A 25916-nucleotide genomic window follows, 5' to 3' on the forward strand; every position below is an offset into this window, starting at 1 on the left:
CGATCAGGCGCAGCAGCGTGGACTTGCCGCAGCCCGACGGGCCGACGAAGACCACGAACTCACCGTCCGCGATCTCGAGATCGAGACCGGGAATGATCACGGCTTCGCCGAACCGCTTCTGGACGTTGCGAAGATGGATGGGTGCCATGGGCGTGTTCCCTGCCGCCGGGCTCAGCCCTTGACGGCGCCGTTGGACAAGCCTTCCACGAGGAAGCGCTGGAGATAGACGAAGCCGATCGCCACCGGCACCACGGCCAGGACCGAGGCCGCGGTCAGCGCGCCCCAGTCGGTCTGGTGCGAGCCCTTGAAGATCATGATGCCGGGCGTGAGCGTGCGCCGCGCGTCCTCGTTGACCAGGACGTAGCCGAACATAAACTCGTTCCAGGCCGCGATGAAGGCGAAGACGCCGGTCGCCAGGATGCCTGGGGCCGACAGTGGCACGAGGATGCGGAACATGAAGCCGAGGCGCGAGCACCCGTCCATCTCCGCCGCCTCCTCCAGCTCGCGCGGAACCGCGTCGAAGAAGCCCTTCAGCATAAAGGTGACGAGCGGGACCATGAAGGTGCAGTAGACGATGATCAGCGCGCTGTAGGTGCTGAGGAGGTCAAGGTTGCGCATCAGCATGTAGAGCGGGATGAGCAGAAGCACGCCCGGTATCATCTGCGAGACAACCAGAGCCCCGCCGATCGTGCGTGCCACCGAAAGATAGCCCCAGCGGCTCAGCGCGTAGCTGGCGAAGATCGCTAGCGTCAGCGTGAGGACCGTGGAGGCTAGCGACACGATCAGGCTGTTGCCGATGTAGGTGAGGAAGGCGCTGTCCAGGACGACCTTCCCGAAGTTCGACAGCGTCGGCGCCGAGATCCAGAAGGTCGGCCGGCTGCTCATCACTTCCGACACGGGCTTGAGCGCCGTGTCCACCATCCACAGGAACGGGAACAGGCAGAAGACCGAGAAGCCGAGAAGGATTATGTAGGTCAGCCCCCTGGCGAGCAGGCGATGGCTCTGCGGCGTTACCATGACTCAGCGCGCTCCCTTGGCGCGAACAGCGTAGAAGTACACGAAGAACACGGTCGCCATGAAGCTCATCGACATGGAGGCCAGCGCGGAGGCCGCGCCGACGTCGAAGTCCTCCATCGCGGACTGGTAGATCATGATCGGCAGGGTCTGCGAGGCGTCGAGCGGACCGCCCTGCGTCATCACCCAGATGAAGTCGAAATTGATCGCGGTCCACACGACGTGGATGAAGATCAGCGTAAACGACACGGTTCTGAGATGGGGCAGGGTGATCACGAAGAAGCGGCGGATCGTGCCGGCGCCGTCCATCGCGGCGGCCTCGTGCAGGTCGCGCGGCACCGCGAGGAGGGCGGCCAGGAGGCTGATCGTATAGAAGGGGAAGGAGCGCCAGACGTTGACGAAGGTCACGGTGAGGAGCGCCGTGTCGAGGCCGCCGAGCCAGTCGCGCGGGGCATCGAGGATTCCGAGATCGACCATCCAGGCGTTCAGGATGCCGTAGTCGGGGTTCAGGAGCCACATCCAGTTGAGACCGGCGATGACGATCGGGATGACCCAAGGAACCACGATCACGGCGCGGAACAGGGCGCGCCCGCGCACCGGCTGGGCGAGGGCCAGCGCCGAGGCCAGGCCCAGCGCGTATTCGCCCGCCACCGACAGGACGGTCCAGATCACCGTATTGACGAGGGCTGGGACGAAGGCCTCGTCATCCAGCACCGTGCGGAAGTTGTCGAGGCCGGCGAAGCCAGTCGCGGTCGGATCCACGAGGTTCACGTATCGAAAGCTCTGCCAGCCGACGCTCACCAGGGGCCAGGCGATCAGCACCAGGAGCAGCGCGGCGGTCGGAGCCAGGAACAGGGCTGCCAGCCGCCTTTCCCTGCGCAGTCGGGGAACGGGGCGCCGAGCGGGCCTTGCCTCTTCCCGGTGCGGCACAGCGAGGTCGGTGACGGCCATATGCGGGTTCCTCGGCTGTGGAAGATGCCCCCCGGGCGGCAGTGCGCCGCATCGCCGGGGGGAGCCGCCCGTCCGGGAGGCGGGAGGGGCGGACCGGCGATGCCGGTTGCGACCTCGGGCGGCGGGGAGGACGGAGCGCGGCTACTCGGCGGAGAGCTGGCCCGACTGGCGAAGGCTCTTGTTGACGGCCTCGCCGAGCTTGGCGGCGACGGTCTCGGGCGCGTCGTTCTTCAGGAGGACGCGCGCGACCGAGTCCTCCATGGCGCGCGTGATCGAGCCGAGCGCGACCGGCGGGAAGGAGACGCCAATGCCGGTCAGCGCGGTGAACGGCTTGCCCCAGACCTCGTCGCCCTCCACGTCGCTGCGGGGCGACCGGTCCGGGAACATCTTCTGCTGAACGTCGCGGCCGAGCATGAAGGAGGCGAACTTCCACACCGCCTCGGCCTTGGCCGGATCCTCCTGCTTGTAGACGAAGATCGGCGCGATCTCGAAGAAGGTCGCCGGCTTCCCGCCCGCCGGCGGGGGCGCGACGAGAACGTCCGCCATCTCCTTCGGGTTCTGCTCGGTGCGGGTACGCATCCAGGAACCGTTCACTGCCATCGCATACTGGCCGAGTGCGAAGTTAGTGTCCTCCTCCTCCCAGCCCCAACCCGCGGCCTGCGGCGGCACCACCGCCTCGTCGAGCATCCGACGATAGAAGGCGAAGACCTCGGCCGCCCGCCCGAGCTCGGCCGGGTCGTCCTTCCAGGTGTTGCGGTACTTACCGTCCGACTGGAGCCGAGCGATCTCCACCTCGTTCTGGGCGAGGTACATGAGAAGTTCCTGCGGCGAGCGCACTCCGCGCCCCGCGATGCCGAAGCCGTGCTTGCCGGTCTTTTCGCGGATCGTCTTGGCGGCGTCGACCAGCGCGTCCCAGGTCTCGGGCGGGCTGGATAGACCGGCCTCCTTGAGCATGTCGGAATGGTAGAGAAGCGCGCGTAGGCCGAGATAGTTCGGCAGCGCCATCAGCCTGCCGTCCACGGTGAGCTGCTTCAGCGCGTTGGGATAGATCGCGTCGCGGTCGGGCCAGGCGGCCATCTGATCCGTGAGGTCGGCCAGCGCCCCCATGCGGTTTAGCTCGCCGAACCATTCGATCAGGCCCCAGGACAGGTCGGGCGAGTCGCCGCCGGCGATCGCGGTCACCAGCTTGTTGTGGAGCGCGTCGAAGGCGATCACCTGTGGCTTGATCGTGATGTCCGGGTTGGCGGCCTCGAAGTCCTTGATCGCCGCCTGCGCCGCCTTAGCGTCGGCCTGGCCCGGGTCCCAGGCGGTCCAGAAGTCGATCGTCACCGGGGCGGCGACCGCCGCGCCCGAGATGAAGGTCAGAGACAGCGTGGCCGCCAGAAACGTGCGGCGTAGGATCTTCATGGTTCCACCTCCCGAAAGAACGATGATGCGTTGGTTCGGGGAGCCGGTCCCGCGGGAACCGCCTCCCCGCGATCTCAGGCGACGATCTGCTCGTCGGGCGCGACAGTCTCGTTGCCCGTGCGCCGCGCGGAGCGGATCTCCTCGACAGAGCGCACGGGCAGGCGCGCCGCGCCCTCCCATTCGCGCCGCTTCACCTGCGAGGTCGCAAGGCGCGCTCGGGCATCCGGGATGGCCGAGGCGTATTGCGGCAGCCACGGCGCCTGCGCCACCAGAAGTTCGTCCACCATCTGCCAGACCTCGTCCGGCGTGCACACGGCGCCAACGAGCGGATCGTTGAGGACGGCGAGCTTGAGAAGGTCGACGTCGCCCGTCACCGCCGCCCTGACCGACATGCGCTGCACGTTGATCGAGGCGAGGCAGGGTGCGGCGCAGGCATCCGGCAGGGTCAGGCCGGCCACCATGTTGAGGCCGAAACGGTCGACGAAGCCGGTCGATTCCACGATGGCGTCGTCCGGCAGGTTGGTGACGAGGCCGCGGTTCTTGACGTTGAAGTGGCCGCGATAGACGCGCCCGGTCTCCAGCGCCTCGATGATGTAGCTCGCATGCTCGGTGGAGCGGCGGGCCGGGTCGATCGGCCTGTCGGCGTTGGCGAGGTACTGCGGAAATTCCTCCTCGAACCAGTTGCGGCCCTCGGTGCACACGCGCAGGTACCCGCCCGTCTCGCCGTGGATCCAGTCCGACATGTCGATCCAGCGGCCGATTTCCTCGGGCCGCTTGCGGTACCAAGGCAGGTACTCCGACAGGTGGCCGTTGGACTCGGTGGAATAGACCCCGAACCGCCGCAGGACGTCGATGCGCACCTTTTCCTGGCTGGCGTAGACCGGGTGGCGCTCGAACGCCGCCAGGAGTTCGGCGCCGGAGACCGGGCGCCCCTTGAGGCGCACGTCTACATACCAGGTCTGGTGGTTGATGCCGGTGCACACATAGTCGAGATCGCTCGGCGCCTCGGCCCCCAGCACCTCGGCGATCTGCCTCGCGCCGTGCTGGATTCCGTGGCACAGGCCGATCGTGTCGACCCCGCCGTGGTCGATCGCCGCCCATGTGTTCATCGCCATGGGGTTGGCATAGTTGATGAGGCGCACGTCCGGCGCGGCGAGCTCGCGGATGTCGCGGCAGAAATCGAGGATCGCCGCGATCGATCGCTGGCCGTACATGATGCCGCCGGCGCACAGCGTGTCGCCGACGCACTGGTCGACGCCGTAGCGCAGCGGGATGCGGATGTCCTCGGCGAAGGCCTCGAGCCCGCCGATGCGCGTGAGGTTGATGACGTAGCGCGCCCCGGCGAGCGCCTCCCGCCGGTCCGTGCTCGCGGTGATGCGCGTCGGCATGGCGTTGGCCGCTACCATGCGCTCCAGGATCTCGCGCACCATGTCGAGGTTGTGTGTGTTGATGTCGGTCAGCGAGAATTCGGCATCCCGCAGTTCCGGCACGCAGAGAATGTCGCGTACCAGGGTTCGGGTAAATCCGACGCTTCCGGCGCCGATGATCGCGATCTTCAATCCGCTCATGCTCTTCCCTATTTCACAAGGCACCCGCAGCCTGAACGAAGCCGCGCGTCCCGCGGGGTCGAGCGTCCATCGCTTCGCTTCGTGGGCGATTTATGCGAGAGCGGACCAACGGAGAAAAGAGGAGGTCCGTGCTCTGATGGGTAATTTCATGCTCGATCGTCTCCTGAGCGGCGGCGGGTTCCGGCGAACCCTCACCTTTCCCCGGCGGCGTGACGGGCTCCACATCATGGCCACCAGCGTCGGGGTCGAGACGGCGCGGGGGCCGGCCTACGACTGGAACGGGCGCAGCCGGGGCCATACGCCGTTTTCGGTGCTCCAGCACACGGTGGACGGCGCGGGGCGCCTGCGCTACGAGCGGCGCGGGTTCCGCGTCGAGCCCGGGCAGACCATGCTGGTCTCGATCCCGCACGCGCATCGATACTGGCTGGAGCCCGGCGAGAGCTGGAGCTTCTTCTGGATCGCGATGAGCGGGCAGGAGGCGTTACGGCTCCACCGCGCCATCCTGCACGCGGCGGGTCCGGTGTTCCGGCTCCAGCCTCGGACGGTGGAGGTCCTGGCCGATATCTGCTTGACCCTGCGCGAGCCGGACGTGACGGCGGGCTTGGCTTCGAGCGAGGCCTATCGCGCCACCATGGCATTGCACGACGACCTGATGAGCCGCACGGACGGCGAGGGCGGCCACGGCGCGACGCCGCGACTGGAGCGGGCCACCGCCTATGCCCGGGCCCATCTGGAGGCGCCGCTGGATGTGGCGACGTTGGCGGGCGTGGCAGGGCTCAGCCGCGCGCATTTCGTGCGCCTGTTCCGGCGCTTCCAGGGCGTCAGCCCTTCGGAGTTCGTGGCGCGGGAGCGGATGAAGCGCGCGACGCGGCTCCTGATCAACGGCCAGCTCAGCGTCAAAGAGATCGCCAGCGCCTGCGGGTTCGAGGATCCGAACTACTTCGCCAAGGTCTTCCGCCGCACCTACGCCATCAGTCCCTCCGAGTTCCGCAGCACCGGCATGTATTCTACGACCTCCGGCGCCGATGCGCCGCTCGATCCGCCCGCCTAGCACTGAGGCGGCATGGTTCCGGACCTTGTCGCGAGGCTCGGCATCGAGATGACGCCCATGGGTTCGAGCGCCGTCGATGGGACGCTGCTCCGCCGGGGTGCGGATCACGAACCGCCCGCCACCCGCCGCGATGCGGCGACACCCCGATGCCGCACGGCGGCGGACATGGCGTCCAAGAAGGTGCGTAGCTTGCGGGGCTGTTGGTGGCGCTTGGCGAACAGGGCAAGGAGCGGAACCGCGCCGCCGCTCCAACCGGGGAGCACCGGTTCCAGCCGGCCGGCCGCGAGGTCGACGGCCATGTCCAGGATCGACCTCATCATGATGCCGTGGCGGGCGAGGCACCCGTCACGGAGCGAGTCGCCATTGTCGACGCGCAGGCGCCGGACTTCCATCCCATGCAGGAGGACGAACTGCGCCACCGCGCCGAGGCGAGCGGCCCGGAATGGACGATCCTGCGGCCGGACGTGATATTGGGCGACGCCGCCGGCAATCAGATGAACATCGCCACCGCGATCAGTGCCTATGCCGCGCTGACAAGGGCCGATGGCGCCGCGTTCCGCTTCCTCGGCAGTGCCTGCGTCCACGATCATTGCCTCGCCCAGTTCACCGACGCGCATGCGCTCGCCCGCGCAGCCTGTGGGCGGCGAGTGCGGACGTGGCGCGGCAGCAGGCCTCCAACTAAGTCCACGCGCCGTTCCGCTGGAGGTGGGCGTGAGCGAGGGTGGTGGCGCATTTCGGGCTGGAGACGGGCGCGCCGATCCCCTTTCGCCACCCGCATCCTGCCGCGGCCGTGAGGAGACTGACCTCGCTAACCGTGACCGCCTTCGACCATCGTCCTCGACGTCCGCAATGTGGACGTTTCCGCCGCCTGGTACGCGGCAGCGCTGGGGTTGGAGCGACACGACGTCCGATCCTCGGAGGGCATTACCCGGACGAGCATGTGGTTCGGCCGGAACAAGATCAACCTGCGCTCGCTCGAGGCCCCGCAAGGAATGGTTCACGGGTGAGACGGTAGCCTGATCGAGGTGTCGTCCTACGGATGGCGCAGCGTCGCCGGCGCCCCGGTTCCGCCAGCGCGTCGGCCGGAGCGTCCGATTCCAGGCCGGACAGGACGGTCGTCTGCGGGAGGGCGGGGCGGGGACATCCGCATCCTCGCGCCGATCGGCCCACGAGGCTGCATTCCTCAACGGCCGCGATCGGATCGATCTATGTTCGGGGCGGACATCCCCGCCGAGGATCGTGGCGTGGTCGGTCAGAAACGTCTGGAGCGTGGCGGGGCGCCGACCCATCCAACGCTTGACCTCGTCGGTGACATGGTCTTCCGACCCTCTGGCGACTTCGTCGCCCAGGGCGGCGAGTGTCGCGGCATAGCGGATTGTTTGAACGGAACGCGACCGTTCCGACGATGACGTGCCGACGTGGCGCGGACCCGGTGGGGCCGCGGTCCGCAGATCCAGTGTCACGGATGCGCTGCGACGGACCTTCGGCGAGTGGGCGCGGGTAGGCTATGCGGCTCTCCGTCTGGAGCGCGTCGCCAAGCGCGCCGGGGTCGGCAAGGCCGTTCTCCACCGGCGCTGGTCGTCGAAGTCCGCCACGGCGAAGCGACCTCCTGGCCCAAGTCGGCCTGTCCATCACGCTAGCGGGCGACATGGGATCGCTCGAGGCCGCCCTCGAGGCGCTCCTTATCGTGGTCTGCCGCGTTCTGTGCCGCCGGATGATCCGGCGCATCCTCACGGACCCTCGTGCCGAGATCGGTCGAGAGCCCGCTCTGGCGCAGGCCATCCGTCCGTTCCAGTAGGCACGCACGCGCACGCGCTCGCGATATCACGGACCGCGCAAACGCGCGGGGAGAGTCGAATGCGCCTGTCGACGTCGGGACGATCGCCGACGGTCTGGCGGCCCCGCTCTACTGGCGCCTCGCTGTGATCAGGGGCGGTCGGACCGCGAGCACATCAGACGGCTGGCCCGGATGCGAGCGGCAGCCGCTAAGGCGCATAGGCACCCGACAATCTCCATCCCCTTGACAGCCGCCAACGCTTCCGACAGCAATGGAAACGTTCTCAGAGAACGTTTCCATTCTCTGGGTCGACCATTCGATACCTTTGGGAGGAGGGCGGATGAGCGTTGCAGATCGAGTCCGCGCAGCCGTCGAGATCGGCTCCATGGGCAAGTCCTACGGCCCGACGGTCGCGCTGGACAGCGTCACGCTGGATCTGCGGCCGGGCGAGGTCCACGCGCTGCTCGGCGAGAACGGTGCCGGCAAATCCACGTTGGTCAAGGCGCTCAGCGGGATCGTGCGGCCCGACCGCGGCACGATGCGCATCGAGGGTCGGGACTATCGTCCGCGCTCGATCCTGGACGCCCGTTCGTCGGGCGTGGCGACCGCCTTCCAGGAACTGAGCCTGCTGCCCAATCTCTCCGTGGCCGAGAACCTCCTTCTCCCGCGCCTGCCGAAGCGAGGTCTCGGCTTGTCCTCCGCCTCGGCCACGTGCCGTTCGGCCGAGGAGATCCTGGCCCGCTTCGACCTGGACCATATCGACCCGTCCGCGCCGATGGCCTCGCTGGCCCTCGCGGATCGCCAGCGCATCGAGATCGCACGCGCGATGCTGCACGCGACGCGGCTTCTCGTCCTCGACGAGCCGACCGCGGCGCTCGCCGACGTCGAATGGCTCTTCTCCCTGGTCCGCGCGATCCAGGCCAAGGGCACGGCCATCCTCTACATCTCCCATCGCCTTGGCGAGGTGCGCGCGCTCTGCGACCGGGCGACGGTGCTGCGCAACGGGCGCAGCATCGCCACGGTCGATCTCGCCGGCGCGAGCGACGCCCGCATCTTCGAGATGATGGTGGGCCGCAGCTCCGGCCACGCGCGCAAGGCGCCGGCCTCGGTCGCCGCCTCGGACCGGGCGGCGCTCGAGGTGCGCTCGCTCCGCGCCGGCGCTCTGAAGGACGTGAGCTTCGCGCTGCGTCCCGGCGAGATCGTCGGCGTGGCCGGCCTTGAAGGCCAGGGGCAGCGCGAGCTGTTCCGCTCCCTGGTCGGTCTCGTCGCGAAGGAGAGCGGCGAGATCCTGGTGGATGGCAGGTCCTGCGCGATCGGCAGTCCGCGCGAGGCCCTGAAGGCGGGCGGCGGGCTCGCCTACCTGCCGGAGGAGCGGAAGAGCGAGGGCATTCTCGCGACCCTCACCACGGCCGCCAACATGGCGATGCCCGTCCTGTCCAGCGTTTCGCGCGGCGGTGTGGTGTCCGCGAAGAGAGAGCGGGCCGTCGTCGCGACGCAGGCCGAGCGGGTCGACCTGGCGAGCCGGTACCTGCCCTTCCGGATCGCCGACCTGTCGGGCGGCAACCAGCAGAAGGCGCTGATCGGCCGCGTGATCACGACGGGCGCGCGCACGCTCCTCCTGTTCGACCCGACGCGGGGCGTCGACGTCGGAACCAAGCAATCGATCTACGAGGCCATCCGACGCTTCGCCGAGGGCGGCGGCTCGGTCCTCTTCTACTCCTCCGAGCTGCCGGAGATCGTCAGTCTCGCCCACCGCTGCCTCGTGCTCTACGGCGGGCGCGTCGCGGCCGAGTTCGCGGGCGAGGCCATCGAGGAGCAGGCGCTGGTCGGCGCGCTTCTCGGCGCGGTCAAGCCCGAGCTGGGAGAAGCCGCATGAGCGTGTCGGCAACGACGATCCCCGCGCGCCGGCCCTCGCGCGGACCCCTGTCCGGCGCGGCCCGGGCCCTGGCGAGCGGGGCCGGCGTGGTGGCCCTTCTGTATCTCGTGCTCTACGGGCTCTACGCCTTCTTCGAGCCGTCGGCTCTTTCGGTCTACTCGATGACCAGCCTCGTCAACAATTCGGCGCCGCTGGCGATCGCGGCGGCGGGCGAGACGCTCGTCGTCCTGTCGCGCGGGTTCGACCTCTCGATCGCCGGCGTCGTGTCGCTCGCCAACGTGGTCATGGCGGTCTACCCACTGGACGGGCCGGGCGGCGCGGCGGCGAGCCTTCTGATCTGCCTCGGCATCGGCGCGGCCGTCGGCACGCTCAACGCCTTCCTGATCGTCACGCTGCGGATCCAGACGATCGCCGCGACCCTCGGCACGATGATCGCGGCCCAGGGGCTCGCCCTCGTCATTCTCGACGCGCCGGGCGGCATGGTGGCCGACTGGGTGAGCTACGAACTGACCGACAGCCTGTTCGGCACGATCCCGGTCTCGGGTCTCGTGACGCTGGCGGTCGCGCTCCTCTGGCTCCTCTTCAGGCGCACCGATCTCGGCATCGGCCTCTATGCCGTCGGTGCCGACGAGCAGGCCGCTCAGTTGTCGGGAATCTCGGTGGAGCGGGTTCGCTATGCCGCCTTCATCGGCGCGGGCATGCTCTACGGTCTCGCCGGCTACATGCTGAGCGCGCAGACCGCGACCGGCAATCCCAACGCCGGTGCGCCGTTCCTGATGCTCGCCTTCGCGGCGGTGGCGCTCGGCGGCACCGCCCTCTCGGGCGGGCGCGGCGGCCTGATCGGCTCGCTGATCGGCGCGGCGACCCTGATGCTGCTCCAGAAGGTGCTCTTCTCCGGCGGCGTGTCCTCCTTCTACACCGGCATCTTCCAGGGCTTCGTCCTGGTCGGCGCCATCCTCTTCGGGCGCGGCGTGGCGCGGCTGATCGCGGCAACACGAGCATGACCATGATCCAACAGGACGGCTCTCCCGATTTCGCCGCGACGGCCGACCCGCGCTCGGGCGGCCGGCGCCTCGAGCGCGGCACCGTCAACGCCCTCGTCGTGTTCGGCCTCAGCATCGCGCTGGTGGTCGCCTCGCGGATGATCAGTCCGGCGCTCGGCTCCTGGTCGCAGGTGCTGACGATCCTGACGCTGGCGTCCTTCCTCGTGGTCCTGTCGTTCGGCCAGGGCCTCGTGATCCTCGTCGGCGGCCTGGACCTTTCGGTCCCGGCGCTGATCACGCTCGGCGGCGTCCTGACGACGACCTGGGCGGGCGCGGACGCCGGCGTTCTCACGGTCCCGATCCTCGCTCTCGTGCTCGGCGTCTGCGCCCTCGTCGGGCTCGTCAACGGCATCGGGGTCGTCCTTCTGAAGGTGCCGCCGTTCATCATGACGATGGCGACCTCGATCACCGTCGCCTCCGTCGCCCTCGGCTTCACAAGCGGCACTCCGCGCGGCGCCTCGCCCGCCGTCCTCCTCGACCTGATGAAGACGTCCTGGGCGGGGGTGCCGGTCGTGGTGTTCTTCCTGGTCGCCTTCGCGATCGCCGGCTGGATCGTCCAGAGCCATACGGTGTTCGGGCGCCAGCTCTTCGCGGTGGGCACGAGCCGCGAGGCGGCCCGCATCGCGGGCGTGCCCGTGGGGCGCGTCGAGATGCTGCCTTACGTGATCTCGGCGGCCTGCGCCGGCTTCGTCGGCATGATGCTGGTCGGCTACGCCAACGGCGCGACGCTGCGCATGGGCGACAGCTACATGCTGCCCAGCATCGCCGCCGTGGTGATCGGCGGCTCGTCGATCCTCGGCGGTTCGGGCAGCTTCGTCGGCACCGTCGGCGGGGCGATCCTCCTCACCACGCTCGGCACCGTGATCGCGGCCATCGGGCTCGACCAGGGCTGGCGCACGATCATCGAGGGCTCGATCATCATCCTAGCTCTGCTGGCGCTCCGAGAAGGCTTCGCGTCGCGGATCCGGCTGCGCGCCAAACGACACTGAGGCTAGGTCTCGTCCGTTCGGCGGATCTCGTCCGCCTTTCGATGGGAACGTTCCCATCGGCCGTGGTCCCGGCACGCGGACCTTTCTGGGAGGAAAGACGCATGAAGATTTCCAAGTCGCTCCGTTCCGCGACCGCGCTGGGCATCGCCACGGCCGCGCTCGCCTGCGGCCTTGCCACCCCCGCCGCGGCGCAGGACGGGAAGAAGTTCAAGATCTATCTGGCGCTAAGCTACAGCGGCAACGCCTGGCAGTCGGAGGCGGCCAACATCGTCAAGGCTCTGGCCAAGACCCCGCCCTACGACAGCCAGGTCGAGCTCACCGAAGTGATCTCCGGCACGGACCCGCAGGCGCAGATCTCCGCCTACGAGAGCATGATCGAGGCGGGCGCGGACGGCATCGTGAGCTTCCCCATCTCCTCCACCGCCCTCAACCGCACCATCAAGCGCGGCTGCGAGAAGGGCGTGAAGTTCTTCATGTACGACGCGACGGTCACCGAACCCTGCGCCTACAACGTCAGCTACATCACCTCGGGCTTCGGCGAGAACAGCGCGCAGGCGCTGGTCAACGAGCTCGGCGGCAAGGGCAACATCTTCCTCAGCCGGGGCGTGCCCGGCAATTCGGTGGACAAGCGCCACACCGACGGCGCCATGCATGTCTTCAATCAGTATCCCGACATCAAGGTCGTCGCCGAATACTACTCCTACTGGGACGACCGCACGACCCAGCAGGAAACCGCCAAGGCGCTCGCCGCCAACCCGAATGTCGACGGCATCTGGGCGCAGGCCGGCGAGTACGGCGCGATCCAGGCCCTTCTGGACAAGGGCGGCAAGCTCGTGCCGATGACGGGCGAGAACTCGGACGGGTTCCGCCTCGCGCTCGCCGACCCGGAGATGCAGGCCAAGGGCCTGAGGGGTGTCTCCGCCGGCTCGCCGCCGGCCCAGTCCGGCTATGCGTTCAAGCTCATGATGGAGATCCTAACCGGCAAGCGGCAGCTCGAGGCGACCAACATCCAGTATCCGCTGCCCTGGGTGCCGGCGGCGGACGTGAAGGTCTGCGAGGGCGACACGTTCGAGAACGGCTGCAACGCCTTCCCCAAGGACAAGGTGCCCTCCTCGTTCGTCACCGAGGTCTTCAATCCCGAACTGCTGCCCGAGCTGACGCTCCAGTCGGCGCTGGAAGGCAAGCAGACGCCGGGCGCCACCATCCAGCCGCTGCCGGCGGAGGTCACCAGAGCTCCCAACGAGCCGGGGATCAACTGCCAGCGCTGCGAGGCGCCGGCCGACCTTTACAAGCTCACCAAGGTCGAGCCGACGGTGAAGCCCTGACCTTTGCGTCGCTGCGGGCGGCCCCGCCCGCAGCCTCTCCCTTCCAGAAGGACACCATCCATGTCGATCTATCTGAAGCGCGGCCAGGACCCGAACGCCGTCGCTGCCAATGACGCCAAGGTCCGCACGACCGTCGAGGGCATTCTGTCGGACATCCAGGCCCGCGGCGACGAGGCGGTGCGCGAGCTGTCCGAGAGGTTCGACAGGTGGACGCCGGACAGTTTCCGACTGTCGGAGGCCGACATCCAGGATGCGATCAGCCGCGTCTCCGAAGAGGATCTGGAAGACATCCGCTTCGCCCAGGCGCAGGTGCGCAACTTCGCGCAGAGACAGCGCGAGTGCCTCGTGGATCTCGAGGTCGAGACGATGCCCGGCGTCTTCCTCGGCCACAAGAACATCCCGATCGACGCGGTCGGCTGCTACATTCCCGGCGGCAAGTATCCGATGGTCGCCTCGGCGCACATGAGCGTTCTCACCGCCAAGGTGGCGGGCGTGCGCCGCGTCGTCGCCTGCGCCCCGCCGTTCCAGGGCGGCCCGCACCCGGCGATCGTGGCGGCCATGCATCTGGCCGGCGCCGACGAGATCTACTGCCTCGGCGGCATCCAGGCCGTGGGCGCCATGGCGCTCGGCACCGAGACGATCGCGCCGGTGGACATGCTGGTCGGGCCCGGCAACGCCTTCGTGGCCGAGGCCAAGCGCCAGCTCTACGGGCGCATCGGCATCGACCTCTTCGCGGGGCCCACCGAGACGCTGGTGATCGCCGACGACAGCGTCGACGGCGAGCTCTGCGCGACCGACCTCCTCGGCCAGGCCGAGCACGGGCCGAACAGCCCCTGCGTCCTCGTCACCAATTCCGAGAGGCTGGCCCGCGCCACGATGGCCGAGATCGAGCGCCAGCTCGCGCGTCTGCCGACCGCCGAACTCGCCCGCAAGTCCTGGGAGGACTACGGCGAGGTCATCGTCTGCGACAGCTACGAGGAGATGGTCGCCGAGGCCGATCGCCTCGCGTCGGAGCACGTGCAGGTGATGACGCGCGACCCGGACTACTTCCTGGACAACATGCGCAACTTCGGCGCCCTGTTCCTCGGGCCCCGCACCAACGTCGCCTATGGCGACAAGGTGATCGGCACCAACCACACGCTGCCGACCAAGAAGGCGGCGCGCTATACGGGCGGCCTCTGGGTCGGCAAGTTCATCAAGACATGCACCTACCAGCGCGTCGAGACGGACGAGGCGAGCGCGCTGGTCGGCGAGTACTGCTCGCGCCTTTGCATGCTCGAAGGCTTTGCCGGACATGCCGAGCAGGCCAACATCCGCGTTCGCCGCTATGGAGGGCGCAACGCCGCGTGAGCGACGAGCGAACGGAGAAACGGATGACCATGGATGCGCGCAGGGAACGCACGGGAACGCGGGTGACGGTCAAGGACCTCGCCCGCGACCTCGGCATGTCGGTCTCGACCGTCTCGCGCGCCTTCCATGCCGATGCGGTGATCGCGCGCGAGACGCGTGTGCGCGTGCTCGCCCGCGCGAAGGAGATCGGCTACACCCCCAATCCCTTCGCCCGCAGCCTCATCACCAAGCGCACCCGCATCGTCGGACTGGTGGTCGCGGACATCACCAACCCGTTCTACCCCGAGGTGATGACGCGCCTCACCTCGGATCTGCGGGCCATCGACATGAACGTCATGCTGGTGGCGGCCGATCAGTCCGGGACCGTCGACGACGCGCTGCGTCTGCTTCTCAACTACCAGCCGGATCTCGTGATCATCCTGGCGGCGACGTTGTCGTCGGCGGCGGCGCAGGAGTGCCGCAAGTCGGAAACGCCGGTCATCTTCTTCAACCGCCTGTCGGGCGAGGCGGGCTCCTTCGGCGTCACCTGCGACAACGAGGAGGGCGGGCGGCGCGCCGCCGACTTCCTGATCGATCGCGGCCATCGGCGCCTGGCCTACGTGTCGGCACTTGCGGACGCCTCGACCAATGTCGAGCGGCACCGAGGCTTTGCCAACCGCGCCGCCGAGCGGGGCATCGAGGCCCCGGTGGTCCTGGAGGCGGGGAGCTTCAGCTATGCGGCGGGCCACCGGGCGGCCGAGGCGATGCGTACCCTGAAGGCACGCCCCGACGGCGTCTTCTGCGCCAACGACATTGTGGCCATCGGCTTCCTCGACGCCGTGCGGCAGGATCTCGGGCTCAGCGTGCCGGGCGACCTGTCGGTGATCGGCTTCGACGATGTGGAGATGGCGCACTGGCCGAGCCACGCGCTGACGACGATCCGCCAGCCGGTGGACGAGATGCTGGCGGCGACCGTGGCGCTCGCCAAGACGCTGGGCGCGGATGCCGGCGCAGAACCCGTGATCCGGCGCATCGCGCCGGGCGAACTCATCGAACGCCAGACGACGAGGGACCGCCGTGCGGACTGAACCGGGCTCCGGCGCGTTCTTCGAGCGCGCCGTCACCATCCATCGCTTCGACTGCCAGGCCATCGCCGGGCAGGGCGGCGAGAGCGATTTCGAGGGCGACGAGGGCGCGCTCGAGGCGATCCTGCCGAGCGAGGCGGCCGTGCGCTACGGCCTGGAGGCGCGCCTCGCCTATGACGGGCTGCGCCGGCTGGCCGGACACGTCGCGGGGCTCCTGCTGCTGGCGGAGGCCGGCGGGGGACGCCGGGTGCTCGACCTGCCCGACCTTCGCGCCGCGCGCGACCGACTGGCCGAGATCGAGGCGAGCCTTGCGGCCCTGCGTCCGCCGCTCCGCTTCGAGCCTCATCGGCGCCGGCTTTGCGAGGCCCATCGCCGGGCGGCGGAGGTCATGGGTCTCGTCGAGGCTCTGGGAGGACCGGCGGACGCGGCGACGGCGCGCGATGCCGCCCTCCGCGAGGTGAAGACCCTCTGCGCGATCCTGCGATCGGCCTCCGAGCCGCGCGTCGGCCTCGCGATGGTGGATCTCAGACACGCCTGCTGCAACTGCGCGCCGCGCTGAGCGCGGCCGACCAACAAGGGGAGGAAGACTATGAGCGACTATTCGATCTGGGTTCTGGAATACGCGTTCGTGGCGAACTACCACAAGAGCGGCATCGTCTACGGTGCGCACAACCAGGGCTACACCAAGCTTCCCTACTGCTATGCCGTGATCAAGGGCGGCGGCAAGGTCGCCATGGTGGACGTCGGCTACAACGACAAGGATTACGGCAAGCATCTCGGCGACAAGTTCGGCGTCGAGAACTGGCGCTCGCCCAAGGACGTGCTGGGCGGCATCGGACTGACGCCCGGGGACGTCGACACGGTCTTCGTCACCCACGCCCATTTCGACCATTTCGGCAATGTCGAGGACTTCCCCAACGCGACCTTCTACGTCCAGGAGCGGGAGATGGCGAAGTGGGTCTGGGCGATGGCCCTGCCCGACCGCATGCGCTGGATGACGGTGGCGCTGGACCCGAGCGACATCGTGCGCGGCGTCGAGCTCGCCCGCGAGGGGCGCCTGGTCACTGTGGACGGTCCCAAGGCGGACGTTCTGCCCGGCGTCGATCTCCATCCCGCCTTCGACAGCCACACGTTCGGCTCCATGTGGGTGACCGTGCGCAACGGCGGCGACGATCCTTGGGTGCTGGCGGGCGACCTCGTCTACAGCTTCGACAACGTCGAAGGCTCGGGCGCGGTGGTGGACGTCGATACGATGTACATCCCCGTCGGCCTCGCGGTCGGCAGCCAGACCAATCTCGTGCTCGCCACCGAGGAGATGATGCGGCAGGTCGATTACGAGGCGCGCCGCGTCATCCCGATCCACGAGGAGCGCCTGAAGGAGCGCTTCCCCTCGCGCATCCGCGAGGACGGGCTGCGCATCACCGAAATCCGGCTCGGCGAGGGAGAGAAGTCGTGGGTGGCATGAACGGCCCCATCCGACGCGTCGCCGTCGTGGGCGCGGGGCTGGTCGGCTCGGGTTGGGCGATCGTCTTCGCCCGCGCCGGCCTCGACGTCGCGATCTTCGACGAGAGCGAGGCGATCCGCGCCGCGGTGCTCGACCGCATCGCCGCGAGCCTCGACGACATGAGGGGCGCGGGGCTCGTGGCGGACCCGCAACCGATCCTCGGGCGGCTGCGCGTCGCGGCGAGCCTCGAGGAGGCGGTCGGCGAGGCCGACTACGTGCAGGAGTCGGTGTTCGAGCGGGTCGAGGCGAAGCGGGCGATCTCGCTCGCCATCGACGCGGTGATGCGGCCTGAGGCGGTGGTGGGCTCGTCGAGCTCCGGCATTCCCGCCTCGGCCTTCACGGAGGAATGCCGCAACCGCGCGCGCTTCCTGGTGGTCCACCCCGTGAACCCGCCGCATCTCGTGCCGCTGGTGGAACTGGTGCCCGCGCCCTGGACCGACCCCGAGCTTCTGCCCTGGCTGCGCGGGGAGATGGCGCGCACGGGCCAGGCGCCGATCGTCGTCAACCGCGAGATCGAGGGCTTCATCCTCAACCGTCTCCAGGGCGCGCTGCTGAACGAGGCCTGGGCGCTCTTCGAGGACGGCTATGCCAGCGCGGCCGACATCGACCTCACGGTCTCGCACGGGCTCGGCCTGCGCTGGTCCTTCATGGGGCCGTTCGAGACGATCGACCTCAACGCGCCCGGCGGCATCGACGACTACGCGCGTCGGCTCGGCCCGCTCTACCATTCGATCGCCCGCTCGCGGACGGACCCGCATCCGTGGTCGGACGACCTCGCGGCCCGTGCCGCCGAGGAGCGCCGGCGCGCGCTGCCCCTGAAGGATCTGCCCGAGCGCAGCGCGTGGCGCGACAGGCGCCTGATAGCGCTTGCCGTCCACCGGCGATCCCAGGACTCCTGACCTGCCGCTCCGCGCCCGAAACCCGGAAAGCTCGAACGCATGAACCAGCAACTCGACGGCAAGGTCGCCCTCGTCACCGGGGCGACCGGCGGGATCGGAGCCGAGATCGTCCGACGCCTCGCCGGCTGCGGCGCGCGCGTCGTTCTCGGCTGCAACAGGAGCGTGGACGCCGCCGAGCGGCTCGCGGCCGAGCTTCCGGGCGAGGGCCATCTCGCGGCGCCCGCGCCGGTGACCGACAGCCCGGCGCTGGGGGCGCTCGCCGAGCGCATCCGCGCCGAGGCCGGCCGGCTCGACATCCTGGTCAACTGCGCGGGCACCACGCGCTTCGTTCCGCATGGCGACCTCGACGCGCTGGACGACGCGCTGATCGACCAGATCCTCGCGGTGAACGTACGCGGCACCATCGCCGCCACGCGCGCCATGCGCCCGCTGCTCGAGCGCACGGGCGAGGGGCTCGTCGTCAACATCTCCTCGATCGCCGCACGAACCGCGATGGGCAGCAACATCGCCTACTGCGCCTCCAAGGCGGCCGTCGACAATTTGACCCTGTCGCTGGCTCGGGCCCTCGCGCCGAGGATCCGCGTCGTCTCCGTGTCGCCGGGGCTCGTCGACACCGAATTCGTCAAGGGGCTGGATGCCGAATGGCGCGATGCCCAGGCTCGCATGACGCCGCTCGGCCGCCTCGGCATGCCGGGGGAGGTCGCCGACGCCGTGGTGGCGGCCGCGACCGTCCTGCGCTTCACCACCGGCGCGGTGATCCCGGTCGATGGCGGGCGCCCGCTCGCCTGAGCGCGCGGCGGAACGTCCGCTCTCCGGCGCAGGATCGACGGCCTCCGGACGCGAGCCCGTGATCCCGCCGACCGGCCCCATTTGCCGACCTCGTCGCGCTCTGCCGGCCGACCCCCATCCCAGCCGAGACGCATGCCGGGGCATGTGTCGCGCACAGGGCCATCTGGCGGGGATCTGCGGGGGCGGGGTGCGGGAGCGATCGGCCGCTTTGGCGAAGCCGGTCTTTCCGCAGGGCCCGGCGTCGTCCGAACGGATGCGTGCGACGCGCCCCGATCGGCGCGACCGGTTCGCCGCTGTCCATCCGCTTCCCGACATCACGTGGGGTGACGAAGCTCCTGGGGCGACGGTTTCACGCAATGGTAACCCTCGAAGTCATCAGGATGTATTCTAGCGCGCAAATGTTTGGCGCTCTGCTTGATCGCTAACGTTTGCATGCAAGATTTCGGCTGTCTTACCGTGTCGAGGAAGCTGCCGTGGACGTTCCGACCCTATCCGCGCCGCCGGCCGCGGCCAACGCACCGGACGCTCCGAGCTTCGAGCGTATCCTTCAGAACCTGTCCCATCCGGTGCTCACATTGAGCGCCGAGGGAAACGTGACCTACGCCAACGCGGCGGCCGAGGCTTCGTTCGGGGGATGGATCATCGGTCTCAACATCCGCGATCTCTTCTGTGGGTTCGTGCTCTCGCGCATGAGCGCGACACAGGGGTCCTCGACGGTTCTGACCACGAAGCGTGACCTCAGCTACGATGCTCTGCTGACCCCACTCAGCGACGGTCAGTTCGTTGTGGATCTGAGATTGTCGGCCGGCCCGGAGGGCGGGACGATCGCCGCGGAGGTCGACGATCTGACCGGGCTCGCGAAGCGCAACATCTTCATGGCGCAGTTGGCGGGAGCACTGGCGAAGAGTGGCGGCTCCCCCGTCGCGGTCCACTGCCTCGACCTCGACCGTTTCAAGATGGTCAACGACACGTTGGGCCACGGGATCGGCGACCTGCTGCTGAAGAAGGTCGCCGATCGTCTGACCAACGCCTGCCGGAAGGGCGATGTGGTGGGGCGACTGGGGGGCGACGAGTTCGTCGTTCTCCAGCACGGCGTCGACGAACCCGCGGATGCCGAGAAGCTCGCGTCCCGCATCGTCGATCTCGTCGGGCGGACCTACGTCCTCAGCGGACACACCATCAACATCGGCGTCAGCGTCGGCGTCGCCCTGGGAGGCGATGTCGCGCAGGCCCGGGACATGCTCCGCAACGGCGATCTGGCGCTCTACGAGGCGAAGCGCGCCGGTCGCGGCCGATACCGGCTGTTCGAAGCGGGGATGGACGACCTTCTGCACAAGCGCCGGGAGATGGAGATCGACCTGCGCCGTGCGCTCGCGCTGAAGCAGTTCGAGCTGAACTACCAGCCCTTCCTGGATCTGAAGAGCGATACCTGTATCGGGTTCGAGGCGCTCCTGCGCTGGACGCATCCGGTGAAGGGCAACATCCCGCCCTTGGACTTCATCTCGCTGGCCGAGGAGAACGGCCTGATCGTCAAGATCGGCGAATGGGTGCTTCGGACCGCCTGCCGCGAAGCGGCATCCTGGCCAGGCGAGATGATCGTCGCGGTCAACGTCTCGCCGCTTCAGTTCAAGGCCGATACGCTGCTCGAAACCGTTTCGTCGGCCTTGGAGAGGTCCGGTCTGCCCGCCCATCGCCTCGAGATCGAGATCACGGAGGGTGCGCTGCTCGACGACACCGACAACGTCCTGAAGACGCTGATCGCGCTTCGCGACATCGGCGTGAAGATTTCCATGGACGACTTCGGCACCGGCTATTCGTCCCTCAGCTACCTCCAGAAGTTTCCCTTCAACAAGATCAAGATCGATCGCTCCTTCGTCGCCTGCGCGAACGCCGATAGCGAGGCGATCCTGCGAGCCGTCGCAGGTCTGGGTACGAGCCTCGGCATGGCGATCACGGCCGAGGGTGTCGAGACCGCCGACCAACTCGCGCGCATCCGGCAAGAGCGCTGCACCCATGTCCAAGGGTACCTGACGGGGCGCCCCATGGCGGCGAACCTCGTCGCCGCCTTCCTGACCCAACCCCCTACAGACTAGACCGGCGAGGAGCCTCCCGATGAACCAGAGCCTGCACCGCCTCGTGTACTACAGCCGGAACCACATCTCCGGCGATGAAGCCGCGTTCGCGGCGAATGTGGACGACATCCTGGCCAAGAGCCGGACGAACAATGCTCGCGACCAGATCACCGGGGCGCTGCTGTTCAACGCCGGCTGCTTCGCGCAGGTTCTCGAAGGCCCGCTCGAGAACGTCGAGGCCGCTTTCGAACGCATCCAGCAGGACGACCGGCACGGCGACGTCTCGTTGCTGGCGCTCGACCCGATCGGTCATCGCAGCTTCCCGAACTGGGCGATGGGCTTCGTCGGGGCATCCGATGCCGACGGCGAACGCTTCGCCGGCATCGGCGCGTCCAGCGGATTCGACCTGTCCCGCCTCAGTGGCGACCAGATCCATACGCTCCTTCGCGACCTGACGCTCGAAGAGGAGGCGTCCGCATAGCCGGGGCTCGAAGATCCGTCCGTTCAGGCGTCCGCTTCCGGGGCGACGGCCTGACTCTTCGGGCCTGCCGCTGGGCGGCGGGGCGAGCCGTGTCGTCCGGCTGCCATGGACGAAGCAGAGAGAAACGATTGCCGGCAAACATGACCGGAGGTCACTTGTCCGCAACTTCGGAATCCTTCCCGCGTTCGACCGAAAGATCTCTGGTCGGGGCACGTCGAGCATGACGCGACCCGACCGTCGTGTCGGGGAGAGCAACATGTCGAACGAGCAGACATCGCGTGGCCGTGCCCAGGACCGAGCCCGCGTCGCCGGCAACCAGAAGCATGAGGTTCGCTACGAGGCGGACAAGAAAGGCGTATCCCAATCCGAGGTGAAGGCGGCGGTGAAGGAGGTCGGCAACAGTCGGCGCAAGGTCGAGGAACGGCTGGACAAGAGTTCCTGACGGACTGCGCCTCGCTTCCCGAGATCCAATGACGGATGGCACGGCGAAGAGCGCGGCGCGTTCCGCCTCGGCTGCGACGAGGGCCTCCGGCGTTCCGGGGGCACCGCGCTACTGACGGTTCGATGCGGAACCTTCGACTGGAGACTCTCACCGGCATCGGCGCCGGATCCATTCCCGGAATGTGCCGGGGCGAAGGCGCCGATCGTCCCGCCGCGCCCTAGGTTACGCCGTTGAGCCATACGGGCAGCGAGAACGGGTCCCCCTTTTGAACGATGCAGTTGATCTCGCGACGCCGACGGCCGACCGGGTTGCCGGATCCAAGCCCGGTGCCCCAGGTGGTCTGCAGCCGGTGCCCGACATTCTGAGGGACGGCGATGTCCTCGTCCGCTTCGCCTGTCCGACCCGTGGCGGCGGATATCGGTACGAGGCGGCGTGGTCCGCAGTGCTCAAGGTCCTGTCGGCGATCGGCGGCCGCGATCTGTCGGCGGCGCGGCTTCTCGAAGGGCATCTCAACTCGCTCCAGCTCGTCGCGCTCTACGGCGACGCCGGGCAGCAGGCCCGCGTCCTCGAGGCGGTGCGAGGAGGCGGGCTGCTCGGCGTCTGGGGCGCGGATGCGCTCGTCCCCTTGCGCTTCGAAAAGGGGGCGGTTCGGCCTCGCCGGCTGGAGGGCGCCAAACGCTATGCGTCCGGTGCCGGCACGGTGGGGCTCGCCATCGTTCCGGTGGACGAGGACGGAGCGCTGCATCTCCTGCTTCTCGACACGGGGGATGCGACCCGGGTCGATCTGTCGTCCTGGGACCATCGAGGCATGCGCGCGACGGCGTCCGGGACCTATGATTTCACGGGGATGGAGGTCGGGTCGGGGGATGTTCTCGGCCAGCCCGACGACTACCGGCGCGAACCCTTCTTCGTGGGCGGGATCTGGCGGTGCGCTGCGGCTCAACTCGGCGCGATCGAGGCGATCGTGGCGGGGATGACGCGCGAGCTCTTCGGCTCGGGGCGCGACGCGCATCCGCTTCAGATGGCCCGGATCGGCGAAGCGATCCGCGAAGCGCGCACCGCAAGGCTCTGGGTGGAGGACGCGGCGAAGCAGGTGGAGACCTGCGCCCCGGACATGCAGAAGGCCGATATCGACCGGGTCGTCGCCTATTCGGCCTATGCGCGCCTTGCAACCGAGGCGGCTGCGATGAAGGTGATCGATCTCGCGGAGCGGGCGATCGGGCTCGGATCGTTCGCGATCGGCCACCCGGTCGAGGCGCTGACGCGCGACCTCGCCGTCTACATTCGTCAGGCGAACCCCGACGCTGTGCTGCTGGGGCACGGGCGGGTTCTGGCTCGCGACCTGCTCGAATGAAGGGAACGCTCGGGGACTGGCGGAAGAGGGTCGCGGTAGCGCCGGAGGTATGCGGCGAGCGGCTGATCGGGCCGGGTGCGCTTGTGGTTCTCTCGCCCCATCCCGACGATGAGACGATCGGCTGTTCGGGCCTGATCCTGGCCGCCGCCCGACTGGGGCGCGCCGTGGGGGTCGTCGCGCTGACGGATGGCGAGGGCTCGCATCCCGGCTCGGTCGAAGTGCCGCCGACCCGGCTCGCCGCGATACGGGTCGCGGAGCAGCAGGCCGCCATGGCCTCGCTCGGTCACCCGTCCCCCGAATGGCTGCGGCTCGGACTGCCGGACGGCGCGAGCGGACGCGACGGGCGGTTCGGCGCGGCGGCAGACGAGATCGCGTCCTTCTGCGAGCGGATCGGGGCGAGCGCCTTGACGGCGCCCCATCCGGACGATCCCCACCCCGATCATCACGCGGCGGCCGCGCTGGCGATGGAGGTTCGTCGGCGTCTGCCGAACCTGCGCATCCTCCATTACGAGGTTTGGTCGCGCCGGCTGGGCGACGAGGCCCCGTTCCGGGCCGAGGGACTGGTGCCGTTTCGCGTGCGGACCGCGATCGGCGCCAAGCGCCGGGCGTTGAACTGTCACGAAAGCCAGCTCGGGCACGTCGTGCCGGACGATCCGGGCGGCTTCGTGCTGCCGGCCTGGTTCCTCGGGGCGATGGATGAGCCGACGGAAACCGCGAGCTGGCTCGCCATGCCGGGCGACGTTCCCGGCCCCGACCACTTCGCCCGCCTCTACGCGGCGGACGGCGATCCCTGGCACGTGCGCTCCTCCCCCTACGAGCGCGACAAGCGAGCGGCCGCCGTCGCGATGCTGGCGGGGCACAGCTACGGCCGGCTCCTGGAAGCCGGGTGCGGGGAGGGGCACCTCACGGCCGCGATCCTGCACGCCGGGGTCGCTCGCGAAGCGATCGCCTTCGACCGCGACCCGGCGATCGTCGCTCGGGCGAACGCGATGGGTTGGGGCGCGGACATGCGCTTCGTGGAAGGGGCGATGCCCGACGCGGTGCCCGAAGGACGCTTCGACCTCGTGGTCCTGAGCGAGGTGCTCTACTTCCTGAGCGAGGTCGAGCTGATCCGTTTCGGCGACGTGTTGAGGGGGCGCCTCGCGGACGGTGCGCACATCCTCCTGATCTCCTATCTCGGGGCCACCGACACGCCGCTCGACGGCCGCGCGGCGAGCGACCTGCTCGTCGCGGCGCTGGGTGCCGGCGTCACGACGCTCGGGCTGCGGGAAACAGAGGCCTATCGGATGGAACTGGTGGCGTGTCCCGCAGCGCCCGTTGCATCGCCGGACGATGGCGGTGGAGGTCCGACAGGCGCAGGCGGGTCCGAAGTAGCAGCGGGCTGAGATCTTCCGCCTCCATCCACGCGAGGCCGTCGCCTCGCATGGCGAGGCGCCACGCATCCGCCGGGGGGAGCCGGAGGCTCGCGAGGACGGCGTAACGGCTCTTCGCATCCGCGGCGAGGCGGAAGTCGCGCCGTGAACGCAGGCGCAGAAGCAATGTCTCCGCAGGCTCCAGTGCCTCGTCCACGACGGGGTCGGCCTCGAGGCGATCGCGGCGAAGCTCGTCCGCTAGTCCGCCCCGAGCGCGGCCGTCGAGGCGGCACGATGTGTGGACGCACGGGCCTTCCGCATATCGGATCGGGATATCGAGCGCCTCGCATCGACGACGCAGTGCCCGGTCTTCGGCGGACGCGGGCGTCGGGAGCGGACCGGCGAGGCGGTAGGCCGCGGAGGAGATCGCGAAATTCGCGCCCCCGATATTGCCGTGGTGCGGCCATGGATTGCCGGGGTCCGGCAGGATGCGCGCCGCGAGCTCTCGGCTCGCGTCGCGAAAGAAGCGGACGAGCCCTTGCCCCTCCGGGTCGGCGGACGGTCCCAGGAGAGCCGCCTCGTCCGGAAGAAAGCCTATGCGCCCGCATACGAGCCCGAAGCCGCGTTCGAATTCGGCCGCATAGGCCGCGCGCAAGCCGGGCAGGACCAGCGTGTCCCCGTCCATCGAAAGGAGGGTCGCTCCGGGCGCGAGCCCGTGGGCGAGATCCAGCGCGAGGCGGCGGGCAAGCGGCGCGCTGCCGGTATCCGCTCTCCAGTCGCAGTCGACGAGGAGCCAGGGGCGCCGCCAAGCCCGCATGCGTTCGGCGGCGATCGAAACCGTGGCGTCGCGGCAGCCGTTGGCCGCAAGAAGCACGGCGTCGGCGGGATCGAGCTCGGCATCCAGCGCGTCGAGGCACCAACCGATCCGCGCTTCCTCGTCCCTCGCCGGAACACAGGCGACGAGAGGCGCGGCGCCGAAACGCGTCGGATCGCCTTGCGGGCGAACCGCCAGCAAGGGCAGGTCCCGCGAGAGGGCGGCAAGGATCTCCGAAAGCTGCTTCATGTCCCACTCGGCGGGTCTCGCGGGCAATGGCGCAACGAGATATCCCCTAGCTACGCCTGCGGACCGCCGTTTGGAAGCGCCGAGGCGCCGCCATCGACTCCCGCGGCCGCGCTCGGCCGAATCACGGGACGGTCGTATCCGGGGCGCGGCACGACGCCTTCCGTCGCGAAACGACCGGCCGCCGAGGCCTTCGCCAGCGCGTCGACCGAGCGACGCCGGAACGGCCCGGCCGCGAGGCCTTGTCCGGCATTCGCGACCTCGGACGGTGGAACGGTCTCCCATGCGGCATCTCGCCGAGTGGCGCCCATGGACCACGCTGCGCAATCTCCGCCGCTCTCCCGATCACCCCGGCTCCTGGAGGCGATCGGGCGCGAAGGCGGTCGTCGGCGCTGGGAGCGCCAGCGCCTCGTCCGCCTCTTCAGGCGCCGTGGTGAACGGACCTCGTCCGCCGCGCGCCGAACGCCGGTTCGGGTGTGCGCCCCGCGCGCACGGATCGGAGGAGCGTCACCATCCGGGCGTGCCGGTAGGCGGCGCGGTGGGAGCTT

24 protein-coding genes and 1 pseudogene are annotated in these 25916 nt (G+C 69.0%); 19 read left to right on the forward strand and 6 right to left on the reverse strand.

Features of this window, described 5'->3' with window-relative positions; genetic code table 11:
- The 5 genes from D3218_RS17380 to melA form a co-directional block, all read right to left on the reverse strand.
- Window positions 1-148: ATP-binding cassette domain-containing protein (locus D3218_RS17380; protein WP_136625131.1), on the reverse strand; the 148-nt coding region annotated here is incomplete at its 3' end.
- Between the two features lie 23 nt (window positions 149-171).
- A complete protein-coding gene (locus D3218_RS17385; RefSeq protein ID WP_119541350.1) occupies window positions 172-1017 on the reverse strand; it encodes a carbohydrate ABC transporter permease in 846 nt (281 codons plus the stop codon).
- Between the two features lie 3 nt (window positions 1018-1020).
- Window positions 1021-1965 carry a carbohydrate ABC transporter permease gene (locus D3218_RS17390; RefSeq protein ID WP_119541351.1) on the reverse strand — a complete coding sequence of 315 codons (945 nt, stop codon included), beginning with the start codon at window positions 1963-1965 and terminating at the stop codon, window positions 1021-1023.
- Window positions 1966-2106: 141 nt separating this feature from the next.
- Window positions 2107-3372, reverse strand: a complete 1266-nt coding sequence (locus D3218_RS17395) for an ABC transporter substrate-binding protein (RefSeq protein ID WP_119541352.1) — start codon at window positions 3370-3372, stop codon at window positions 2107-2109.
- A 74-nt stretch (window positions 3373-3446) separates the two neighbouring features.
- Window positions 3447-4940, reverse strand: a complete 1494-nt coding sequence (gene melA / locus D3218_RS17400) for an alpha-glucosidase/alpha-galactosidase (protein WP_119541353.1) — start codon at window positions 4938-4940, stop codon at window positions 3447-3449.
- A 136-nt stretch (window positions 4941-5076) separates the two neighbouring features.
- On the opposite strand from melA, the gene D3218_RS17405 reads away from it, so the two are divergent.
- Window positions 5077-5991: an AraC family transcriptional regulator gene (locus D3218_RS17405; RefSeq protein WP_119541354.1), complete on the forward strand. Its 915-nt coding sequence runs from the start codon at window positions 5077-5079 to the stop codon at window positions 5989-5991.
- Window positions 5992-6095: 104 nt separating this feature from the next.
- Here D3218_RS17405 and D3218_RS17410 read toward each other — a convergent pair whose 3' ends face one another.
- Entirely contained in the window at window positions 6096-6608 is a 513-nt protein-coding gene (locus D3218_RS17410) for a type 2 periplasmic-binding domain-containing protein (protein ID WP_119541355.1), read from the reverse strand.
- Window positions 6609-7401: 793 nt separating this feature from the next.
- On the opposite strand from D3218_RS17410, the pseudogene D3218_RS20170 reads away from it, so the two are divergent.
- The 18 genes and pseudogenes from D3218_RS20170 to D3218_RS17490 form a co-directional block, all read left to right on the forward strand.
- Window positions 7402-7569, forward strand: a pseudogene (locus D3218_RS20170) (TetR family transcriptional regulator); the annotation flags it as partial.
- A gap of 70 nt (window positions 7570-7639) precedes the next feature.
- Window positions 7640-7789 (forward strand): hypothetical protein, encoded by a 150-nt coding sequence (locus D3218_RS20175; protein ID WP_245415103.1) that lies wholly within the window; start codon window positions 7640-7642, stop codon window positions 7787-7789.
- Entirely contained in the window at window positions 7734-8015 is a 282-nt protein-coding gene (locus D3218_RS20395; RefSeq protein ID WP_425359315.1) for a TetR/AcrR family transcriptional regulator C-terminal ligand-binding domain-containing protein, read from the forward strand. Before D3218_RS20175 ends, D3218_RS20395 begins: the two co-directional genes overlap by 56 nt.
- 93 nt (window positions 8016-8108) lie before the next feature.
- Window positions 8109-9644 (forward strand): sugar ABC transporter ATP-binding protein, encoded by a 1536-nt coding sequence (locus D3218_RS17420; protein ID WP_119541357.1) that lies wholly within the window; start codon window positions 8109-8111, stop codon window positions 9642-9644.
- Window positions 9641-10648, forward strand: a complete 1008-nt coding sequence (locus tag D3218_RS17425; RefSeq protein WP_119541358.1) for an ABC transporter permease — start codon at window positions 9641-9643, stop codon at window positions 10646-10648. The genes D3218_RS17420 and D3218_RS17425 overlap by 4 nt, the downstream gene beginning before the upstream one ends.
- Before the next feature lie 2 nt (window positions 10649-10650).
- Window positions 10651-11676 (forward strand): ABC transporter permease, encoded by a 1026-nt coding sequence (locus D3218_RS17430; RefSeq protein ID WP_168990586.1) that lies wholly within the window; start codon window positions 10651-10653, stop codon window positions 11674-11676.
- Between the two features lie 101 nt (window positions 11677-11777).
- Window positions 11778-13001 (forward strand): sugar ABC transporter substrate-binding protein, encoded by a 1224-nt coding sequence (locus tag D3218_RS17435; RefSeq protein WP_119541360.1) that lies wholly within the window; start codon window positions 11778-11780, stop codon window positions 12999-13001.
- Window positions 13002-13061: 60 nt separating this feature from the next.
- Complete coding sequence (hisD, locus tag D3218_RS17440) at window positions 13062-14351, forward strand: histidinol dehydrogenase (protein WP_119541361.1); 1290 nt, start codon at window positions 13062-13064, stop codon at window positions 14349-14351.
- A gap of 23 nt (window positions 14352-14374) precedes the next feature.
- The gene (locus tag D3218_RS17445) at window positions 14375-15418 is read left to right on the forward strand and encodes a LacI family DNA-binding transcriptional regulator (RefSeq protein ID WP_119541362.1); all 1044 of its coding nucleotides are present in this window, start codon (window positions 14375-14377) and stop codon (window positions 15416-15418) included.
- Window positions 15408-15974 carry a hypothetical protein gene (locus D3218_RS17450; RefSeq protein ID WP_119541363.1) on the forward strand — a complete coding sequence of 189 codons (567 nt, stop codon included), beginning with the start codon at window positions 15408-15410 and terminating at the stop codon, window positions 15972-15974. The genes D3218_RS17445 and D3218_RS17450 overlap by 11 nt, the downstream gene beginning before the upstream one ends.
- Before the next feature lie 30 nt (window positions 15975-16004).
- Window positions 16005-16880, forward strand: coding sequence for an N-acyl homoserine lactonase family protein (locus tag D3218_RS17455; RefSeq protein WP_119541364.1), 876 nt, complete (start codon window positions 16005-16007; stop codon window positions 16878-16880).
- Window positions 16877-17818 carry a 3-hydroxyacyl-CoA dehydrogenase gene (locus tag D3218_RS17460; RefSeq protein WP_119541365.1) on the forward strand — a complete coding sequence of 314 codons (942 nt, stop codon included), beginning with the start codon at window positions 16877-16879 and terminating at the stop codon, window positions 17816-17818. Before D3218_RS17455 ends, D3218_RS17460 begins: the two co-directional genes overlap by 4 nt.
- A gap of 39 nt (window positions 17819-17857) precedes the next feature.
- On the forward strand, window positions 17858-18607 hold the full coding sequence (locus D3218_RS17465) for an SDR family NAD(P)-dependent oxidoreductase (RefSeq protein ID WP_119541366.1): 750 nt from the start codon (window positions 17858-17860) through the stop codon (window positions 18605-18607).
- A gap of 473 nt (window positions 18608-19080) precedes the next feature.
- Entirely contained in the window at window positions 19081-20700 is a 1620-nt protein-coding gene (locus tag D3218_RS17470; protein WP_245415098.1) for a sensor domain-containing protein, read from the forward strand.
- Window positions 20701-20719: 19 nt separating this feature from the next.
- Window positions 20720-21160, forward strand: coding sequence for a BLUF domain-containing protein (locus D3218_RS17475; protein WP_119541368.1), 441 nt, complete (start codon window positions 20720-20722; stop codon window positions 21158-21160).
- 256 nt (window positions 21161-21416) lie between these two features.
- Window positions 21417-21602, forward strand: coding sequence for a DUF3606 domain-containing protein (locus D3218_RS17480; RefSeq protein ID WP_119541369.1), 186 nt, complete (start codon window positions 21417-21419; stop codon window positions 21600-21602).
- 349 nt (window positions 21603-21951) lie between these two features.
- Complete coding sequence (locus D3218_RS17485; protein WP_136625132.1) at window positions 21952-22956, forward strand: acyl-CoA dehydrogenase family protein; 1005 nt, start codon at window positions 21952-21954, stop codon at window positions 22954-22956.
- Window positions 22953-24341 carry a PIG-L family deacetylase gene (locus D3218_RS17490; RefSeq protein WP_119541371.1) on the forward strand — a complete coding sequence of 463 codons (1389 nt, stop codon included), beginning with the start codon at window positions 22953-22955 and terminating at the stop codon, window positions 24339-24341. Before D3218_RS17485 ends, D3218_RS17490 begins: the two co-directional genes overlap by 4 nt.
- Window positions 24342-25916 lie beyond the last annotated feature (1575 nt).

Origin of the sequence: Aureimonas flava, assembly GCF_003583935.1 — a bacterium.
Taxonomy (GTDB): Bacteria; Pseudomonadota; Alphaproteobacteria; order Rhizobiales; family Rhizobiaceae; genus Aureimonas; species Aureimonas flava.

Excerpts from the sequence above, each read along its gene's own strand:
- D3218_RS17385 (WP_119541350.1), bottom strand. The coding sequence starts at position 1,017 with ATGGTAACGCCGCAGAGCCATCGCCTGCTCGCCAGGGGGCTGACCTAC.
- D3218_RS17390 (WP_119541351.1), bottom strand. The coding sequence starts at position 1,965 with ATGGCCGTCACCGACCTCGCTGTGCCGCACCGGGAAGAGGCAAGGCCC.
- D3218_RS17395 (WP_119541352.1), bottom strand. The coding sequence starts at position 3,372 with ATGAAGATCCTACGCCGCACGTTTCTGGCGGCCACGCTGTCTCTGACC.
- melA (WP_119541353.1), bottom strand. The coding sequence starts at position 4,940 with ATGAGCGGATTGAAGATCGCGATCATCGGCGCCGGAAGCGTCGGATTT.
- D3218_RS17405 (WP_119541354.1), top strand. The coding sequence starts at position 5,077 with ATGGGTAATTTCATGCTCGATCGTCTCCTGAGCGGCGGCGGGTTCCGG.
- D3218_RS17410 (WP_119541355.1), bottom strand. The coding sequence starts at position 6,608 with ATGCGCGTCGGTGAACTGGGCGAGGCAATGATCGTGGACGCAGGCACT.
- D3218_RS20175 (WP_245415103.1), top strand. The coding sequence starts at position 7,640 with ATGGGATCGCTCGAGGCCGCCCTCGAGGCGCTCCTTATCGTGGTCTGC.
- D3218_RS17420 (WP_119541357.1), top strand. The coding sequence starts at position 8,109 with ATGAGCGTTGCAGATCGAGTCCGCGCAGCCGTCGAGATCGGCTCCATG.
- D3218_RS17425 (WP_119541358.1), top strand. The coding sequence starts at position 9,641 with ATGAGCGTGTCGGCAACGACGATCCCCGCGCGCCGGCCCTCGCGCGGA.
- D3218_RS17430 (WP_168990586.1), top strand. The coding sequence starts at position 10,651 with ATGATCCAACAGGACGGCTCTCCCGATTTCGCCGCGACGGCCGACCCG.
- D3218_RS17435 (WP_119541360.1), top strand. The coding sequence starts at position 11,778 with ATGAAGATTTCCAAGTCGCTCCGTTCCGCGACCGCGCTGGGCATCGCC.
- hisD (WP_119541361.1), top strand. The coding sequence starts at position 13,062 with ATGTCGATCTATCTGAAGCGCGGCCAGGACCCGAACGCCGTCGCTGCC.
- D3218_RS17445 (WP_119541362.1), top strand. The coding sequence starts at position 14,375 with ATGACCATGGATGCGCGCAGGGAACGCACGGGAACGCGGGTGACGGTC.
- D3218_RS17455 (WP_119541364.1), top strand. The coding sequence starts at position 16,005 with ATGAGCGACTATTCGATCTGGGTTCTGGAATACGCGTTCGTGGCGAAC.
- D3218_RS17460 (WP_119541365.1), top strand. The coding sequence starts at position 16,877 with ATGAACGGCCCCATCCGACGCGTCGCCGTCGTGGGCGCGGGGCTGGTC.
- D3218_RS17465 (WP_119541366.1), top strand. The coding sequence starts at position 17,858 with ATGAACCAGCAACTCGACGGCAAGGTCGCCCTCGTCACCGGGGCGACC.
- D3218_RS17475 (WP_119541368.1), top strand. The coding sequence starts at position 20,720 with ATGAACCAGAGCCTGCACCGCCTCGTGTACTACAGCCGGAACCACATC.
- D3218_RS17480 (WP_119541369.1), top strand. The coding sequence starts at position 21,417 with ATGTCGAACGAGCAGACATCGCGTGGCCGTGCCCAGGACCGAGCCCGC.
- D3218_RS17490 (WP_119541371.1), top strand. The coding sequence starts at position 22,953 with ATGAAGGGAACGCTCGGGGACTGGCGGAAGAGGGTCGCGGTAGCGCCG.